At 73.3% G+C, this 17,322-nt stretch carries 11 protein-coding genes and 1 pseudogene; 2 read left to right on the top strand and 10 right to left on the bottom strand.

Going from position 1 to position 17,322, the window contains the following annotated elements; all coding sequences use genetic code 11:
* Positions 1–410: 410 nt before the first annotated feature.
* Positions 411–4,280 carry an endo-alpha-N-acetylgalactosaminidase family protein gene (locus ACFY7E_RS05500; protein WP_389480975.1) on the bottom strand — a complete coding sequence of 1,290 codons (3,870 nt, stop codon included), beginning with the start codon at positions 4,278–4,280 and terminating at the stop codon, positions 411–413.
* 130 nt (positions 4,281–4,410) lie between these two features.
* Entirely contained in the window at positions 4,411–4,920 is a 510-nt protein-coding gene (locus tag ACFY7E_RS05495) for a hypothetical protein (RefSeq protein ID WP_383433600.1), read from the bottom strand.
* Positions 4,921–5,178: 258 nt separating this feature from the next.
* Here ACFY7E_RS05495 and ACFY7E_RS05490 point away from each other — a divergent pair, with 258 nt between their 5' ends.
* Positions 5,179–5,790 (top strand): YceI family protein, encoded by a 612-nt coding sequence (locus ACFY7E_RS05490; RefSeq protein ID WP_389480973.1) that lies wholly within the window; start codon positions 5,179–5,181, stop codon positions 5,788–5,790.
* Positions 5,791–5,898: 108 nt separating this feature from the next.
* Here ACFY7E_RS05490 and ACFY7E_RS05485 read toward each other — a convergent pair whose 3' ends face one another.
* Entirely contained in the window at positions 5,899–7,056 is a 1,158-nt protein-coding gene (locus tag ACFY7E_RS05485) for a serine hydrolase domain-containing protein (RefSeq protein ID WP_389480971.1), read from the bottom strand.
* Positions 7,057–7,224: 168 nt separating this feature from the next.
* On the opposite strand from ACFY7E_RS05485, the gene dnaN reads away from it, so the two are divergent.
* Positions 7,225–8,328 (top strand): DNA polymerase III subunit beta, encoded by a 1,104-nt coding sequence (dnaN, locus tag ACFY7E_RS05480; protein ID WP_389480969.1) that lies wholly within the window; start codon positions 7,225–7,227, stop codon positions 8,326–8,328.
* 36 nt (positions 8,329–8,364) lie between these two features.
* Here the strand turns inward: dnaN and ACFY7E_RS05475 are convergent.
* From ACFY7E_RS05475 to ureA, 7 genes and pseudogenes are all read right to left on the bottom strand, one after another.
* Positions 8,365–9,703 (bottom strand): annotated as a pseudogene (locus ACFY7E_RS05475) (hypothetical protein).
* Positions 9,704–9,756: 53 nt separating this feature from the next.
* Positions 9,757–11,373, bottom strand: coding sequence for a citramalate synthase (gene cimA / locus ACFY7E_RS05470; RefSeq protein WP_389480966.1), 1,617 nt, complete (start codon positions 11,371–11,373; stop codon positions 9,757–9,759).
* Positions 11,374–11,654: 281 nt separating this feature from the next.
* A complete protein-coding gene (locus tag ACFY7E_RS05465; RefSeq protein ID WP_389480964.1) occupies positions 11,655–12,995 on the bottom strand; it encodes an MFS transporter in 1,341 nt (446 codons plus the stop codon).
* Positions 12,996–13,070: 75 nt separating this feature from the next.
* Positions 13,071–13,616, bottom strand: a complete 546-nt coding sequence (locus ACFY7E_RS05460) for a TetR/AcrR family transcriptional regulator (protein ID WP_383433796.1) — start codon at positions 13,614–13,616, stop codon at positions 13,071–13,073.
* A 125-nt stretch (positions 13,617–13,741) separates the two neighbouring features.
* Positions 13,742–14,758 carry an agmatine/peptidylarginine deiminase gene (locus ACFY7E_RS05455; protein ID WP_389480962.1) on the bottom strand — a complete coding sequence of 339 codons (1,017 nt, stop codon included), beginning with the start codon at positions 14,756–14,758 and terminating at the stop codon, positions 13,742–13,744.
* 12 nt (positions 14,759–14,770) lie between these two features.
* Positions 14,771–16,453, bottom strand: a complete 1,683-nt coding sequence (locus tag ACFY7E_RS05450; RefSeq protein WP_389480960.1) for an urease subunit alpha — start codon at positions 16,451–16,453, stop codon at positions 14,771–14,773.
* A complete protein-coding gene (gene ureA / locus ACFY7E_RS05445; protein ID WP_389480957.1) occupies positions 16,453–17,169 on the bottom strand; it encodes an urease subunit gamma in 717 nt (238 codons plus the stop codon). The genes ACFY7E_RS05450 and ureA overlap by 1 nt, the downstream gene beginning before the upstream one ends.
* Positions 17,170–17,322: the final 153 nt, after the last annotated feature.

Genomic DNA, 17,322 nt, shown 5'->3' with positions numbered 1-17,322 from the left:
GCTCGCGCGCGGTCAGCTTGCCCTTCGCGTGCTGTGCCTGGGTCGCCTTCTCGCTCGGGCCCGCCAGGGCCTGCTCGCGCAGGACGTGCAGCTCGGCCACGCGGCCACGGGCGTCGGCGGGCTCGCTCGGGATCTGGTCCACAACGGTCATGTACCGACCCTACGAAGTCGGACAAGAAAACCTTGCGTCGACTCCGTACAGTCTCGCGTGTCGATTCCTGGCGGGGCCGAACAGAACCGTGTCCCGTACGTCCCGAGTCAACAGCCGGACACCCCCTGTGTTTGTAGGGATTCGACATGGACCTCGGTGCAGGGGACGCGTCGGCGGGCGGCACCCGCCGTGCCCGGGTGCCGCCCGCGTTCTTCGCTTCCCTACAAGTCCCCCTCCGTCGGGAGGGCTCCGTACGGGTTCAGCCGCCGCAGTGGAAGCGGGCACTCCCCCAGTCCGCGTGGTCGTTGCCGTTGCCGTCGCCGCCGTCGTCGGCCACCAGGTCGACGTAGGCCGCGCCGGTGACGTCGGCGGTGAGGGACCAGGCGGGGTCCGCGGCCTCGAGGACCGGGGACGTCGCCTTCTCCGCGCCGTCGGCGAGGACGGTGAACCGGACGCTGCCCCGGCTCGTCTGGGCGTCGTCCACGCCGACCTCGGCGGTGAAGGAGGCGCACCGGCCGCCGAGGTGGTAGCGGACGGTGGCGGGGGCGTGGGTGCCCAGGCCCTTGGCGTACGCCACTCCCCCGATCCTCAGCGGGGAGCCGTCCCCGGCGGCGGTCCCGCCGTTGGAGAGGTCGCGCTCGACGGGTCCCCAGCCGCTGGTGGCCGAGGTCCAGTCGTGGTCGCTCGCCCAGGTGTCGGCGGTGGGCGGCGGGGGCAGGGTGCGGACGGTGGCGGCGGCGGTCAGCCTCCGCCCGTCCCCGCCGACGGTGTACGTGAGGGAGGCGGTCAGCGGGTACGACCGGTAGGCGGCGTCCACCGGCGGGGTCACCTGCCAGGTGGCGGTGGCCCTCCCGCCCGCCGCGACCGTGCCGAGGTCGACGGGCGCGGCGGGTTCGGCGGTCCAGCCGTCCGGCAGGTCGAGGACGGCCCGGGCGCCGGTGGCCCCGTCGCTCTCGTCGTTGCCGAAGGTGACGGTGACCCGGTTCGGGCGGCCGGGCTCCAGGGTCTCGGGCGCGGCCACGGCGAGGGTGCCGCAGGCGGCGCGCTCGGGAGCCGGGCCGAGGTCGGTCACGGTGAAGCCGTCGAGGACGAAGTCGGCGCCGTCGGGGGCGTCGGCGCGCTTGCGCAGGCCGGTCCAGGTGTCGCCGCAGCCCGCCGTGACGGTCTCGGTGAAGTGCCCGGTGGTCCGCTGCTGCCCGAGGGGGGTGCGCCGGGTCTCGACGGCCGCCCCGGTGCCGCTCGTGCGGTCGTAGCCGGTGACCCACTCGTACGCGCCCGCGTGGCTGGACTGGTAGGCGTACTCCACGCGGTACCGGCGTCCGTCCTCCATCGGGACGGTCCAGGGCGCGGTCCGGTAGACCAGGCCGCTGTTCTCGTCGTGCGACTTGAGGGACTCGGCGCCGCCGAGGACGTCGTCGACGAGCTTCCCGTTCCAGCCGGCCTGCGTGTAGGGGGCGTGGAGCTGGGCGATGTGGGTGCGCGGGTCGGTCGTACCGCCGGAGTCGCCCTTGAGGAAGGGGCCCCAGCCCTGGTCGACGGCCTCGAAGTCCTCGTACACCGTGGTCCCCGCCCTGGTGGCGGGGGCGTCGGCGACGATCCGGACGTCGTCCACGCGGACGGCCGCCGCGCTGCCGCCGGCCGCCCGGACCGTGAGGACGGTGTCGGGGGCGGGTGCGGTGAAGGTGACCTTGGCGCGCTGGAAGCGGGTGCCGTTCCAGTCGGAGGCGGCGACCCGGTCCTGGAGCGGGGAGCGCTCGACGGTGACGGACGCGCCGCCGACGGAGAGGGTGGTGGGGCGGGTCTTCCCGGGTTCGACCTCGATCAGGGCGGAGGCGGTGTACCGCTCGCCGGGGGTGAGGCCGGTGATCCGCTGCCGGAGCGCGGCGGTGGCGGTGCCGGTGAGCTTCGCGCTGTTGCGGCCCCGCTCGTCGGTGTCGCGGGCGACGGTGCCGGTCTTCGTCCAGGCGGTGAGCTTCGCGTCGTTGAAGCCGGGGTCCTTCACCGGGGTGCCGCGGCCCCACCGCGGGTCGGCCTGGGCGGGGGCCTCGTCGGGATGAAGAACGTAGGCCTGTCCGGCGGCGGCCTCCAGGGTGACCCTTCCGGCGACGGGCCGCACGGTGGCGGTCTTCACGCGCCCGTTGTCGGTGAGCCGGTACACGGTGTACGAGCGGACGCCGGGCGGGACCTGCCAACTGGTCGTGCCGCCCGGCTTGTTGTAGTGGTAGAGCTTCTTTCCGCCGTCCCAGGGGAGCAGGTAGGCCTCGCCGTCGAGGACCTTGCGGCCGTTCTCGTAGAAGGTGCGGCGGCCGTCCTCGACGGTGCCGCGGACGCCGCCGGTGAAGGTGAGGTCGTCGCCGTTCCAGCGGGTGATCCGCTGGTGCTGGAGGTACTTGGCGGGCAGGTTGCGCTGCCAGACGTTGGCGGTGAAGGCGTTCCAGTCGGTCTCGCCGGTCCAGCCCTCGAAGTCGACCAGGGCGGTCTGGCCGAGGACCGGGTGGTCGTTCCAGACGTCCTTCTCGCCGTTGCGGATGAAGCGGACGATCTGCGAGTTGAGGCCCTTGTCGGTGGCGCCGCCGTAGTCGAGGTCGTTGGCCCAGTGGGACCAGAGGGAGGATCGCTCGAACTTGTCCGCCCACTCGGTGGCGACGTTCCAGCCCTGCGCCCGCACCTCCTGCATCGTCTTGTCGGCGATCCAGCCGTGCGTGTAGTAGACGTCGATGTAGAGCGTGGAGAGGTTGGGGTCGGTCTCGTCGCGGAGCTGCTGGAAGCGGCGGGCGAGGTCGCCGCTGTTGATGTCGCGGCGCTGGTCGATGTAGTAGCTCTGGTTGAGCCAGTTCCAGCCGGGCCTGGTCCGGTCGACCAGGGTCTCGCTGAAGTTCTTCGCCTCGGGGTACGCCTCGGTGGCGTTCACGTGGACGCCGAAGCCGGCGTTCCACCTCTTGCCCTCCTTCAGGAGGGTGTTGAGGTCGGCGAGACCGCCGGCGCGCTCGTTGTAGTTGCCGCCGTAGTCGGGGTGGGCGGAGTCGTGGCCCTCGGAGCCGTACCCCTTGAGCAGGGCGAACTGGCCGAGTCCGTCGGTGGCGAGCGAGATCCGCTTGACGTCGTCGAGGGTGCGCAGGAAGGGGTGGGTGGCCTGGGAGGCGAAGTTGAACGGGATGTGGGCGACGACCCGGCCGGGGGTCCGCTCGCTGCCGGGGGCCTTGATCCCGATCGTGCGGAAGGCGATGGCGCCGTCCTGCCAGTCGACGGTGCCGTCGGCGTTGGCGTCGGGGGTGACGACGACCTTGGCCCAGGGCAGGTCGTCGCCGCTCTCGGGCTGCGGGGCGCCCTCGCCGCGGTGGGTCCACTGGCCGGACCAGACGCCGACGCGGGTCTCGGTGCCGTTCTTGCGCGCTTGGTGCCAGAAGCGGGCGCCGTCGCGGGCGGAGGCGCCGGAGGGCTTGTCGTAGCTGGAGTTGGACTCGACGGCGGCGGCGAGGCGGCCGGTGCCGACGATCGCGTACGAGGCGCCGACGGGACTCGCCTCGGCCGGGGTGGCGTCGGTGACCCGCGCGAAGACGTCGGCGGTGCGGGTGGAGTCCGGGTCGAGGCGGGTGAAGGCGGTCGTGGCGCCGCCGGCGTCCGAGGAGCCCACCGAGACCAGGTCGTGGCCGGGTATGTCGATCGTCCCGACCCGGAAGGCCCCGGTGTCGCGGACGGCGGTGATCCGGAAGGTGGCGGTCCGGCCCTCGACGGTCAGCCGCGCGTCGATCTCGACGCCGGGCAGGTCGGGGAAGACGAGGGTGTACGCGGCGGAGGCGGCCTTCAGGACGGGGGCGGCCTTCGTCCGGACGGTACGGGCGGTGCCGTTGAGGACCACCTCGGTGACCGGGGCCGTACTGCCGAGGAGGCGGGCGCCGCTCGCGCGGTCGGTGTACGAGAGGACGCGGGGGAAGTCCTCGGCGACGGCGACGGAGAGCTGCCGGGAGGCGATGACGGCGTCCGCGGAGGCGGCCGGGGCGGTCGCGGCGAGTGGGCTCCGGGGGTCGGCCAGGGCGGGTCCCGCCAGGGCGAACACGGCGGAGGAGGCGACGGCGAGCGCGCAGGCCGCACGGATCCTGCGGCCTCGTGGCGAGTGAGGGAGGGGCATGCGCACCAGTTGGCCCCGGGCCCGGGGGGACCGTCAACGAGATCGCGCCGCGCGGGCCCCTCCAGTCCAACAACCCCCTTCGGTTAGTCCAAGTGGACTCCGAAGGGGGCCGGCCGGTCTCCGCGCGGGGTCAGCAGCCGCCGCAGTTGTAGAAGGTTACGTCCCAGTGGTTGCCCTCGTCGGCGTAGACGTTGCCCGCGCCGGACTTCCACTGCGGGGCTCCGTCACCGCGCACGCCGATGTAGGTGAAGGTGTTCTTGATGTAGCTCCCGAGACAGGTGTACTTGGCGAAGTCGAGCTTGTAGCCGTTCCAGTGGGAGTACGTGCCGCTCGCGTGCCCGGTCTCGGTGCCGCCCGTGATGTTGAGGGCGCAGCCGCTGGCGCTCTTGAGGGTCTGGGCGCCCTGGGCGGTGGCGAGGTTGAGCTGCTCGAAGGACGTGCAGGTGGGGTTGTTGCGGTCGGAACAGCCTCCGGACGAGGACCAGGTGATCCCGGAGGACCGGAACATCGAGGTCGCGGTGGCGTGGCTGATCTTGGTGACCGCATGGGCCTCGCCGGCGGAGGCGAGGACGCCGACGCCGGGCGCGAAGAACGCGCCGAGGACGAGGGCGAGGGCGGTCAGGACGGAGCGGAGCTTCATCGGGGTTCCTCCTGCTGGTGACCGTGGGAGAACGGGGACGGCGGTGCAGGTGGTGCGGAGGGCGCGCGACGTCGGTGACGCCGTGCGCCGGAGAGCGCAGGGAGATGGTGCCGCAGTTCTACGCGCGTCCGAAAGGGGGCCTCGGCGGTTTCCCGGGGGCTTTCGGGTGAACATCCTCCAGAGAAGTTGAATGTTGAACGGAATGAAGCTAGAGTCATTCTCGTTGAAGCTTCAACCAATCCCGAGCAAGGAGCAGCCATGGGTCTCTTCGGCCGCAAGAACACCGAGTCCGCCACCACCGTCGCCACCCTCCCGGTGGACCCGGCCCTGGCCGCCCTGACCGGCGACTACACCATCGACCCCGCCCACAGCAGCATCGGCTTCACCGTCCGCCACGCCATGGTCACCAACGTCCGCGGCACCTTCGCCGAGCACGAGGGCACGCTGAGGCTGGACGGGACGGACCCGGGCGCCTCCACCGCCTCGATCGACGTGCGGATCGCCTCCGTCGACACCGGCATCGCCGACCGCGACAACCACCTGCGCGGCGGCGACTTCTTCGACGCCGAGCGGTTCCCGCTGATGTCCTTCCGCTCCACGCGGGCCGAGCAGCTGGGCGGCGACAAGTACCGGATCACCGGCGACCTGACCATCAAGGACGTCACCCGGCCGCTCTCCATCGACCTGGAGCTCAACGGCAGCGCGACCGACGTCTACGGCAACGAGCGCGTCGGCTTCGAGGGCTCCGCCGAGATCCTGCGCTCCGAGTGGGGCCTGACCTGGAACGCGGCCCTGGAGACCGGTGGCGTCATGGTCAGCGACAAGGTCCGGCTGACCTTCGACATCTCCGCGATCAAGAACGCCGTCTGATCCCCCGGCCGCGAGGCCGCACGAGCGCGCCCGCCCTCCGCAGCAGTACGGCGGACGGCGGGCGCTCGGCGTCTCCGGGCCCCGGCGCTCCTGCGGCCCGGGGTCCCTTCAGGCCGCCTTCGCCGCCGCCTCCACCACCGCCGGGACCAGGCGGTCGTTCTCCGGCGCCCCCGGGCCCGCCATGAAGGCGAAGCGGCGGCGGGCGTAGCCGTAGGCGAGACCGGCGGCCGGGTCCGCGAAGGCCTGGGAGCCGGGGGCGCCGCTGTGGCCGACGGCGCCCGCGCCCAGCGACGGATAGCGGGTGGCGAGCGGGACGAAGCCGAGCCCGAAGGCGTTCCGCGAGCCCGTGACGAGATCGGTGCCCTCGGAGTGGACCCGGGCGAACTCGGCGAGGGTGCCGGGCGCCAGGAGCGGGGGCCTGCCGTCCAGCTCGCCCGCGATCGCCGCGTACATCCGCGACAGGCCCCGGGCGGAGCCGACGCCGCCGCCGGAGAGCGGCGCTTGGGCCCGCACCGCACGGCTGTTGCCGTACTCGACCATGTCCAGCGGCGGATCGGCGCGGAGGCCGAAGGCGACGGCCGCCAGGCTGTCGGGCACGATCGGGTGCGCGGCGAGGAACGCCCTCTCCTCGGGGGTGGGGACCAGGGGCAGGGCGGGGCGGAAGCGGGGTTCGAGCTCCTCGGGCAGGCCCAGGTGGTAGTCGAGGGCGTACGGGGCGCGGACCCGCTCCTCGAACAGCTCCTGGACCGTCCGGCCGGTGGCCCGCAGGACCACCTCGCCGACCAGGGCGCCGATGACGAGGCCGTGGTAGCCGTGGCCGGTGCCCGGCTCCCAGAAGGGGCGTTGGCCGGCGAGCCGGGCGGCGGTCCTGCGGTCGTCGGCCAGCTCCTCCAGGGAGAGGTCCTCGTCCGCGCCGATCACGCCGGCGCGGTGCGAGAGGAGCTGGCGCAGGGTGGTCTCCCCCTTGCCCCCGGCGGCGAACTCGGGCCACCAGGAGGCGACCGTGCGGTCGAGGTCCAGGACCCCGTCCTGGACGAGGAGGGCGGTGACCAGGGCCATGGCGCCCTTGGAGCAGGAGTAGAGGGCGAGCAGGGAGTCCCCGTCGACGCCGTCACCGCCCCAGAGGTCGACGACGAGACGGCCCCGGTGGTGGACGGCGAGCTGCGCGCCGCCGTCCCGCGCCTCGTTCGCGACGATCTCCGCGAACACCTCCCGCACGGACTCGAAACCGGGCTCCACCGTGCCGTGGACGTGGACCTCGTTCATCGCGTCTCCTCACCCTGCGCGCCGCCGCCGCGGCGGTCCTCGTGGGTCGTACCGGTCGTCGCCGACGACGTTGACGGCCGCCACTGACAACGGAGTCGGGGAAACGGGGGCCGGGCCCGAACCCGCAGGTAGGGGCCGTTGTCAGTGGGGGTCGTTAGCGTCGGCGGCATGGAATTCCGTATCGACAGCGCCGTGCTGACCGACGCCGTGGCCCGGGCCGCGCGCGTCCTGCCGGCCCGTTCCCCGATGCCCGTCCTCGGCGGCCTGCTCCTGGAGGCGACGGGGGACGGGCTGCGCGTCTCGGGGCTCGACCACGAGGCCTCGGCGCGGATCGAGGTCGAGGCCGAGACGGTCGTGGCGGGCCGGGCGCTGGTCCTGGGCCGGCGGCTGCTCGACATCTGCAAGGTGCTCTCCCGGGGCCGCACCGGGCTCGCCGTGGAGGGCGCCCGCCTCTCGGTGACCTCGGGCGACGCCCGGTTCGGCCTCTCCCTGCTGCCGCTCGACGACTACCCGGCCCCGCCGCCGCTCCCCGAGGTGCTCGGTCTGGTCGACGGGGACGCCTTCGCGGCGGCGGTCGGCCAGGTGGTGGTGGCGGCGGGCCGGGACGACTCGCTGCCCGTCCTCACCGGGGTGCGGCTCTGCCTGGACGGGGCGTTCATGACCCTCGCCGCCACCGACCGCTACCGCTACGCCGTCCGCACCCTGGAGTGGAAGCCCGGGGACGGGGCGGAGGCGGCGGACGCCGACGTGGTCGTCCCCGCCCGGCGCCTCACCGAGATCGCCCGCTCCCTCGCCGGCGCGGGCCCGGTCCGGATCGCGCTCGACTCCGGCTCCCTGGGCTTCGAGAGCGGCGGCATGCGGACCACCACCCGGCTGCTCGACGGCCGGCTCCCCCGCCACGACAAGCTCTTCGCCCTCGGCGAGCACGCGCTCGCGGTCACCGGGCGGGCCCCGCTGACCGAGGCCGTGAAGCGGGTCGCGGTCGTCGCGGAGGGCGACAGCCCGGTCCAGCTGGCCTTCTCCGCCGAGGGCCTGCACCTGCGGGCGGGGTACGAGGACGACGTGGCGTCCCAGCGGCTGCCGGCCTCCCTCACCGGGGCGGACTCCCTGACGGTCGCCTTCAACCCGGACTACCTCCTGGACGCCCTGACCGCCCTGGACAGTCCGGAGGTCCGCTTCCACCTCCTGGGCCCCGGCCAGCGGGCCCTGCTCACCGACGGTCCGGACCCGGCCCACCGCCATCTGCTGATGTCGGTGAAACCGCTGGTCTGAGTCCCGGGCCGGAAGGGGCTGGCCATCGCCCCCGCCCTAGAAGCCGCCTCCGCCGTCGAAGCCGCCGCCCCCGCCGAAGTCCCCGCCGCCGCCGAAACCGCCTCCGTCGAAGCCGCCGGACCCGAAGTCCCCGGCGGAGAAGTCGCCGCCCTGGAAGTCGCCGCCGCCGTACTCGGAGGCGTAGGCCGGGGTGGAGAGCACGGAGCCGAGGACGGTGCCCATGAGGAGGCCGGGGAGCAGGCCGCCGCCGAAGTAGCCGCCGGCCCAGGGGCCGTAGGCGGGTCCCGCCTCCCAGTAGGGGCGGCGGCCGTACTCGGTGTCGACCGTGCGGGCGGCGGGGTCGAGGCCGTCGTCCAGACGGGCCGCGTCGGCGGCGCAGACCGGGACCTCGCGGGCGCTTCCGCCGGCCGGGGTCCAGACGCGGTCCTCGGTGGAGGGGCCGTGGCGCGGGTCGAAGAAGCAGGGGGGGGCGCCGCTCGGGCAGCGGGCGGTGCTCGCGGCGGGCGGCCAGGACGGCGAGGGAGAAGCGGCCGTCCTCCAGGGCTTCCGTCACCCCGCGCACGTCGTGCGGGCGGGCGGCGGAGCACATGAGGGACTTGGCCCGGTCGTACGCGTCGAGGGCGCGCTCGTAGTCGCCGCGCATGGCGTCGTCGGCGCCGGCCTCGGCGGGGTGGAAGTCGAGGCGGTCGAGCTCCTCGCCGAAGGCGGTGATGTCCTCGTCGACGACGACCCGGAGCTTCTCCAGGGCGGCCCGCTCCTCGGCCTCCTTGCGGAGCCGGTTGCGGCGGACGACCGCGTAGGCGCCCGCGCCGCCCGCGACGACGACGCCGCCGAGGACGGCGAGTCCGGCGACCGGCACTCCGGAGTCGGCGTCGGCGGAGCCCCAGGAGGAGGGCGCGGAGCCGCGCATGGCGGGCAGGGCCTGGTCCACGAAGGCGTTCAGCTCGGTGGCCGCGTCCACGTCCGGCGTACGGACGGAGGCGGCGAGGTTCCGGACGGCCGCCGGGGACATCACGCGGGGGTCGACCCCGGCGTCGAACCGGTCGCCGAGCCGTACGGCGTACAGGCCGGTGGCGCCGGTCTGCGCCCGCAGGTTGTCGATGAGCCCCTGCGGCGGGAACTGCGCGTTCGCCGGCAGCACGGCCACGAAGAGCGGCTTGTCCGCGTCCTCGATCTTCCGCGCGAGGGCGTCCGCGTCGGCCTTCGACAGCTGGCCGGCGGCACCGGGATCGACGTAGACCGGCCCCTGGCGCAGGGCGGCGGCCGCGTCGGACGGGCCCGTGGTCCTGGCGCCCGCGGCGGGCACCAGGACCAGGAGCAGCAGCAACAGCAACCCGCCGAGGGCCGCGGGGCGGGCGAGCGACCTGGTCCTCATATGTCGACGCTACCCGAACGGCGTCGAACAGAACATAAAAGACCAAACGCGACTTACTCGGCGGGGTCGACCCCCGCCCGCAGCAGGCCGTAGGTGAAGGCGTCCTCCAGGGCCTGCCAGGAGGCGGCGATGACGTTCTCGCCGACGCCGACCGTGGACCACTCGCCGTTGCCGTCGCTGGTGGTGACCAGGACCCGGGTCGTGGACTCGGTGCCGTGGCGGCCCTCCAGGATGCGGACCTTGTAGTCGGTCAGCTCGAACTTGGCGAGCTGCGGGTAGATCCGCTCCAGGCCGACCCGGATCGCCCGGTCGAGGGCGTTGACCGGGCCGTTGCCCTCGGCGGTGGCGACGATCCGCTCGCCCTTGGCCCAGAGCTTCACGGTGGCCTCGTTGGCGTGGGTGCCGTCGGGGCGGTCCTCGACGATCGCCCGCCAGGACTCCGTACGGAAGTAGCGGCGGGCCCGGCCGTCGGCCTCCTCGCGCAGGAGGAGCTCGAAGGAGGCGTCGGCGGCCTCGTACGTGTAGCCCTGGAGTTCGCGCTCCTTGACCCGCTCGACGACCCGGGAGACGAGCGCCCGGTCGCCGCCGAGGTCGACGCCCAGCTCCTTGCCCTTGAGCTCGATGGAGGCGCGGCCGGCCATGTCGGAGACCAGCATCCGCATGGTGTTGCCGACCAGCTCGGGGTCGATGTGCTGGTAGAGGTCGGGGTCGACCTTGATCGCGGAGGCGTGCAGTCCGGCCTTGTGGGCGAAGGCGGAGACGCCCACGTACGGCTGGTGGGTGGAGGGGGTGAGGTTGACGACCTCGGCGATGGCGTGCGAGATGCGGGTCATCTCGGCGAGGGCGCCCTCGGGCAGCACCCGCTTGCCGTACTTGAGTTCCAGGGCCGCGACGACGGGGAAGAGGTTGGCGTTGCCGACCCGCTCGCCGTAGCCGTTGGCGGTGCACTGGACGTGGGTGGCACCCGCGTCGACGGCGGCGAGGGTGTTGGCGACGGCGCAGCCGGTGTCGTCCTGGGCGTGGATGCCGAGGCGGGCGCCGGTGTCGGCGAGGACGGTGGCGACGACGGCCTGGATCTGGGCGGGGAGCATGCCGCCGTTGGTGTCGCAGAGGACGACGACGTCGGCGCCGGCCTCGTGGGCGGCGCGGACGACGGCCTTGGCGTAGTCGGGATTCGCCTTGTAGCCGTCGAAGAAGTGCTCGCAGTCGACGAAGACGCGGCGGCCCTGCTCGCGCAGGTGGGAGACGGTGTCGCGGACCATCTCCAGGTTCTCTTCGAGGGTGGTGCGCAGGGCCAGCTCGACGTGCCGGTCGTGCGACTTGGCGACCAGGGTGACGACCGGGGCGCCGGAGTCGAGGAGGGCCTTGACCTGCGGGTCCTCGGCGGCGGTGCCGCCGGCCCTGCGGGTGGCGCCGAAGGCGACGAGCCGCGCGTTCTTGAACGCGATCTCCTGGCGGGCCCGGGCGAAGAACTCCGTGTCGCGCGGGTTGGCGCCGGGCCAGCCGCCCTCGATGAAGCCGACGCCGAAGTCGTCGAGGTGCCGGGCGATGGTCAGCTTGTCCGCGACGGTGAGGTTGATGCCCTCGCGCTGCGCCCCGTCGCGCAGCGTCGTGTCGAAGACGTGGAAACTGTCGTCGAGGGGTGCGGCCCCGACGTTCTCCGTGGTCATGACTGTCATGGCTCCTGTCGGATGTGGCTCCGGAATGTCTGGCTCCACTTGCCCCCATTCTCGCGCGGCGTCCGTCTCCGGCGTGGGTGGGGCCGGAAAACGAAAAAACCCCTCGCGGGTGCGAGAGGTCTGCGCGCGGGTCTGGGGCACGGTGTCCGCCTGCGTGGGGGTCGTTCCACGCCTCAGCGGCCACTGCGGACCGGCGCGCCGCTGCCGATAATCATCGTGGTGGCGGGCACGCCGGAAGTCTGGCACAGGTGGCCGCCCGATGGGGCGGGGTCTCACGATACGGGCAGGCCGTCCCGTTCCCGCCCGGCCCCGGCACCGGAGCCGGAACCGGCACCCCCGCCGACCCGGCCGAGGTCGATGTCGCGGGTCTCGCGCATCGTCAGGTAGACGACCAGGGAGACGGCCGCGCAGCCGGCCACGTACCAGGAGAAGCCCGACTCGATCCCCGCGTCCTTGAACCAGAGGGCCACGTACTCGGCGGTGCCGCCGAAGAGGGCGTTGGCGACGGCGTACGGGAGGGCGACGCCGAGGGCGCGGACGCCGGTGGGGAAGAGTTCGGCCTTCACGCAGGCGTTGATCGAGGTGTAGCCGGTGACGACGAGGAGCGCGAGGAGGGAGAGGCCGAGGGCCGGCCAGAAGGAGCCCGCGTGCTTGAGCATCGCCATGACCGGCACGGTGAGCAGGGTGGAGCCGACCGCGAAGGTGATGAGGAGGGGGCGGCGCCCGATCCGGTCGGAGAGCCGGCCGGCGAGCGGCTGGAGGCAGGCGAAGACGATCAGGGCGCAGAAGGAGACCAGGGTGGCGGTCTGCTTGGGGAGCCCGGCGGAGTTGGAGAGGTACTTGGTGAGGTAGGTGGTGTACGTGTAGTACGCCACGGTCCCGCCCATGGTGAGCGCCACGACGAGGAAGGCCTCGCGGCGGTGCGCCCAGAGGGCCCTGAGGGTGCCCTGCTGTCCGTGCTCGACGCCGTCGCCGGCGGACTCCTCGTACACCTCGGTCTCCAGCATGGTGCGGCGCAGGTAGAAGACGACGGCCGCGCCGAGGGCGCCGACGGCGAAGGGGATCCGCCAGCCCCAGGAGTGCAGGGCCGCGTCGGACAGGGTCTGCTGGAGCAGGAGCAGCAGGCCGAGGCCGAGGACCTGGCCGGCGGTCATCGACACGTACTGGAAGCTGGAGGCGAAGCCGCGGTGTTCGGGGGCGGAGGCCTCGGTGAGGTAGGTGGCGCTGGCCGCGTACTCGCCGCCGACGGAGAGGCCCTGGAGGAGGCGGGCGACCAGGAGGACGGCGGCGCCGCCGTATCCGGCGACGGCGTAGGTGGGGGCGACCGCGATGAGGACGGCGGAGGCCGACATCAGGGTGACGGTGAGGGTGAGGGCCGCCTTGCGGCCCTTGCGGTCGCCGACGCGGCCGAGGAGCCAGCCGCCGACCGGGCGCATGAAGAAGCCGACGGCGAAGATGCCGGCGGTGTTCATGAGTTTGGCGGTGTCGTTGCCCTCGGGGAAGAACGCCCCCGCGAAGTAGGTGGCGAAGCTCGCGTACACGAACCAGTCGAACCACTCGACCATGTTGCCGGCGGAACCGACCCAGATCTTCTTCCAGTGCTCTCGTCCCATGGGCAGGAACCGTGCCGGAGCCCCGGCCCGGCCGACAAGGGTGCCGGGGACAACGATCCTGTGTACTTGCGTGCGTTACGGTCGCGCGAGCAGCTCCTGCTCGACGAACTCCCTCACGTGTTCCAGGACTTGGCCCCTTCCCGTGCCCGGGATGCCGACGGCGACGTGCACGCTGAAGCCGTCGAGCAGGGCGCGCATCCGGGTGGCGAACCGGTCCGGGTCGACCGGCCGGAACTCGCCGCGCGACACCCCCTCGGCCAGGATCGCGACCAGGTCCCGGTGCCAGGCGCCCTCGATGGCGGCCTGGCGGGCGCGGGCGTCGCCGTCGGCGTTCTGCGAGCGGTTCCAGACCTCCAGCCAGAGGGTCCAGTGCGGGTCGCGCGGCCCCTCGGGCACGTACACGTCCACGTACCCGTCGAGCCGCTCGCGGACGGACCCGGGCCGGGAGAGCAGGGCGCCGCGCCGGGCCCCGAGCCGTCCCTCGCTCCACTCCAGGGTCTGGAGCAGCAGCTCGTCCTTGGTGCGGAAGTAGTACAGCAGGTGCCCGCTGCTCATCCCGACCTGCCGCCCGAGCCCGGCCATGGTGAGGCCGTCGAGCCCGCGCTCGGCGATGGTGCCCATGGCGGCGGCGAGCACCTCCTCGCGGGGCGGTGCGGCCTGGTTGCGGCGGCGGGAGGGGGACGGCGGGCTGCTGCTCTGACTCACTCGTACGTTCTACCCGATGACCGGCCCGGGGGGTCCGGCCGTCAGACCTTCGGCTGCTGCTGGGTGATGCAGTGGATGCCGCCCCCGGCCGCGAAGATCGTGCGGGCGTCGACCAGGACGACCTCGCGGTCCGGGAAGAGGCGGCGGAAGATCTCGGCGGCGAGTTCGTCGTGGGGGTCGTCGAAGGCGCAGAGGACCACGGCGCCGTTGCAGAGGTAGTGGTTGATGTAGGAGTAGTCGACCCAGTCGCCCTCCTCGTCCTTGAGGACGGTGGGGGCCGGGACCTCGATGACCTCCAGGGGGCGGCCCCGGGCGTCGGTGGCGGCGCGCAGGATGTTCGCGTGCATCCGGGAGCGCTCGTAGTCGGGGTGGGCCGGGTCCTGCTGGCTGTGGACGAGGACGGTGCCGGGGCGGGCGAAGGCGGCGACGATGTCGACGTGGCCCTGGGTGCCGTACATGCCGTAGTCGGCGGTGAGGCCGTGCGGGAGCCAGACCGCCTTCGTGGTGCCCAGCTTGGCGTGGATCTCGGTCTCGACCTGCTCGCGGGTCCACTCGGGGTTGCGGCCGGAGCCGAGCTGGACGGTGTCGGTGAGGAGGACCGTGCCCTCGCCGTCGACGTGGATCGCGCCGCCCTCGTTGACCAGGGGGCTGCTCACGACGGGGACGCCGGCGGCGTCCGCGACGTGGCGGGCGATCTTGGAGTCGTGCTCCCAGCGGGCCCAGTCCTGGGCGCCCCAGCCGTTGAACACCCAGTCCACGGCGGCCAGTCCGGTGCCGTCCGTGACGAAGGTCGGGCCGATGTCCCGCATCCAGGCGTCGTCGAGGTCGCGCTCGACCAGGTCGACGTCCTCGCCGAGGAGCGCGCGGGCGCCCTCGGCGTCGCCGGGGGCGACGACCACGGTGACCGGCTCGAAGCGGCGGACGGCGCGGGCCACCGAGGCCCAGGCGGCGCGGGCGGCGGCCAGCTCCTCGTCGTCGGTGAAGGTGGGGTTGGGGCTGGGCCAGGCCATCCAGGTGCGCTCGTGGGGCGTCCACTCGGCGGGCATGCGGTACGTCATGATCAGCGGGTCCTAGAGGAAGTAGAGGCGGTTGAGGGAGACGGACTCGACCGCCTCGGAGCGGATCGGGGAGCCGTCGAGCGAGACGAGGCCGGTCCGGTCGTCGACCTGGACGTCGCCGACGCGGGAGTTGAGCCGCAGGTCGGCCGGGCCGATGCCGCGCGTGCCGCGCACGGCGACGCGCCGGCGGCGGGTCGGCATCCGGTCGGCGCCGAGGTCGACGGCGGCCTGCGCGACGAACGCCACGGAGATGTCGGCGGCGGTGGCGCCGTGGGCGCCGAACTGGGGGCCGAGGACGAGCGGTTCGCAGGTGTCGGTGGCGGCGTTGGGATCGCCCACGACCCCGTACGCGGGGAAGCCCGCCTTGAGCACCAGCTGCGGCTTGGCGCCGAAGAACTCGGGCCGCCACAGCACGATGTCGGCGAGCTTGCCGGCCTCGATCGAGCCGATCTCGTGCGCGAGGCCGTGGGCGATCGCCGGGTTGATGGTCAGCTTGGCCATGTAGCGCAGCACGCGCGCGTTGTCGTCGTGCGCGCCGTCGCCCTCCAGGGGGCCCAGCTCGGCCTTCATCTTCCCGGCCATGGCGAAGGTCCGGCGTACGGTCTCGCCGGCCCTTCCCATCCCCTGCGCGTCGGAGGAGGTGATCCCGATCGCGCCGAGGTCGTGCAGGACGTCCTCCGCGCCCATCGTCCCGGCCCGGATCCGGTCGCGCGCCATGGCGGCGTCGCCGGGCAGGTCGGTCTTCAGGTCGTGGACGGAGACGATCATCCCGTAGTGCTCGGCGACCGCGTCGCGGCCGAAGGGCAGGGTGGGGTTGGTGGAGGAGCCGATGACGTTCGGCACGCCCGCCATCTTCAGGACGTTGGGGACGTGTCCGCCGCCGCAGCCCTCGATGTGGAAGGCGTGGATCGTGCGCCCCTCCAGGACCCTGAGGGTGTCCTCCACGGAGAGGCACTCGTTGAGGCCGTCGCTGTGCAGCGCGACCTGCACGTCGTGCTCCTCGGCGACCCGCAGGGCGGTGTCCAGGGCGCGGGTGTGGGCGCCCATGTCCTCGTGGACCTTGAAGCCGGACGCGCCGCCCTCGGCCAGGGCCTCGACCAGGGGGGCGCCGTCGGAGGACGAGCCGCGGGCGAGGAAGCCGATGTTGACGGGCCAGGCGTCGAAGGCGTTGAAGGCGTGCCTGAGGGCCCAGGGCGAGTTGACGCCGACGCCCCAGACGGGGCCGAACTCCTGGCCGATGACGGTGGTGACGCCGGAGGCCAGGGAGGCCTCCATGATCCGGGGCGAGAGGAGGTGGACGTGGGTGTCGACGGCTCCGGCGGTGGCGATGAGGCCCTCGCCGGAGACGATCGAGGTGCCGGTGCCGACGACGACGTCGACGCCGTCGAGGGTGTCGGGGTTGCCGGCCCGGCCGATGGCGTGGATGCGGCCCTCGCGGATGCCGATCGACACCTTGCGGACGCCCTGCACGGCGTCGATGACCAGGACGTTGCTGATGACGACGTCGCAGGTCTCGCGGACGGCCGCGGCCTTGAGGTGGAGTCCGTCGCGGGCGGTCTTGCCGAAGCCGGCGAGGAACTCGTCGCCCGGCTTCTGGGAGTCCGACTCGACCCGGACGACGAGGCCGGAGTCGCCGAGGACGACGCGATCGCCGGCGCGGGGGCCGTGGACGGATGCGTACTCGTAGGGGTCCATCAGTTGTCTCCGCCCTTCTCGTCGGTCGTCCCGTCCACCGCCACGCCCAGGTAGCCGCAGGCCGCCGCGCGCCGCAGGGCCTCCTCCTTGGCTCCGGGCGCGTCCAGCGGGCCGTCGACCAGGCCCGCGAAGCCGATGGCGACGCGGGCGCCGCCGATCGGCACGAGCCCCACCTCGGCCTCGCCGCCCGGGTCGAAGCGGAAGGAGGCGCCGGCCGGGATGGCGAGCCGCATGCCGTAGGCGGCGGCCCGGTCGAAGTCGAGGCGCGGGTTGACCTCGAAGAAGTGGAAGTGGGAGGTGACGCTGACGGGGACGGTCGCGGTGTTCCGTACGTGCAGGGTGAGCGCGGGGTCGGTCTCCGGGTGGCCCGGGCCGGGGCGCAACGCGCCGGGCGCGTCCGGGCCGAGGCCGCCCCCGCCGATCGGGTCGGAGACGACCGCGAGGCGGGAGCCGTCGTCGAAGACGGCCTCGACGTGGATCTCGGTGACCACGTCGGCGACGCCGGGGAGGACGTCGTCGGGGCCGAGGACCGAGCGGGCGGCCTCGATCGCCTCGGCGAGTCGCTTGCCGTCGCGGGCGGCCTCGCAGACCGTGTCCGCGACGAGCGCGGTCGCCTCGGGCACGTTGAGCCGCAGTCCGCGGGCCCGGCGGGCCCGGGCGAGCTCGGCGGCGCCGAAGAGCAGCAGCCGGTCGCGTTCCGTGGGAGTCAGTCGCACGTCCCAAACACCTCCTGTTTGAGCGACACTCTAAATGTTGAGACGCCGGGTTCCAAGCATTGACGCGGGGTACGGGCACAGGTCACATTGAGCGCCACTCTAAAAGCCGCTCGTTCAGCTCCCCCTCTCAGCCCCCCTCCCCCTCCCCTCTCA

Origin of the sequence: Streptomyces sp. NPDC012825 (assembly GCF_042900925.1) — a bacterium.
Classification (GTDB): Bacteria; Actinomycetota; Actinomycetes; order Streptomycetales; family Streptomycetaceae; genus Streptomyces.
This window is presented reverse-complemented; position numbering and strand designations above follow the sequence as displayed.

Excerpts from the sequence above, each read along its gene's own strand:
- ACFY7E_RS05500 (WP_389480975.1), bottom strand. The coding sequence starts at position 4,280 with ATGCCCCTCCCTCACTCGCCACGAGGCCGCAGGATCCGTGCGGCCTGC.
- ACFY7E_RS05495 (WP_383433600.1), bottom strand. The coding sequence starts at position 4,920 with ATGAAGCTCCGCTCCGTCCTGACCGCCCTCGCCCTCGTCCTCGGCGCG.
- ACFY7E_RS05490 (WP_389480973.1), top strand. The coding sequence starts at position 5,179 with ATGGGTCTCTTCGGCCGCAAGAACACCGAGTCCGCCACCACCGTCGCC.
- ACFY7E_RS05485 (WP_389480971.1), bottom strand. The coding sequence starts at position 7,056 with ATGAACGAGGTCCACGTCCACGGCACGGTGGAGCCCGGTTTCGAGTCC.
- dnaN (WP_389480969.1), top strand. The coding sequence starts at position 7,225 with ATGGAATTCCGTATCGACAGCGCCGTGCTGACCGACGCCGTGGCCCGG.
- cimA (WP_389480966.1), bottom strand. The coding sequence starts at position 11,373 with ATGACCACGGAGAACGTCGGGGCCGCACCCCTCGACGACAGTTTCCAC.
- ACFY7E_RS05465 (WP_389480964.1), bottom strand. The coding sequence starts at position 12,995 with ATGGGACGAGAGCACTGGAAGAAGATCTGGGTCGGTTCCGCCGGCAAC.
- ACFY7E_RS05460 (WP_383433796.1), bottom strand. The coding sequence starts at position 13,616 with ATGGGCACCATCGCCGAGCGCGGGCTCGACGGCCTCACCATGGCCGGG.
- ACFY7E_RS05455 (WP_389480962.1), bottom strand. The coding sequence starts at position 14,758 with ATGACGTACCGCATGCCCGCCGAGTGGACGCCCCACGAGCGCACCTGG.
- ACFY7E_RS05450 (WP_389480960.1), bottom strand. The coding sequence starts at position 16,453 with ATGGACCCCTACGAGTACGCATCCGTCCACGGCCCCCGCGCCGGCGAT.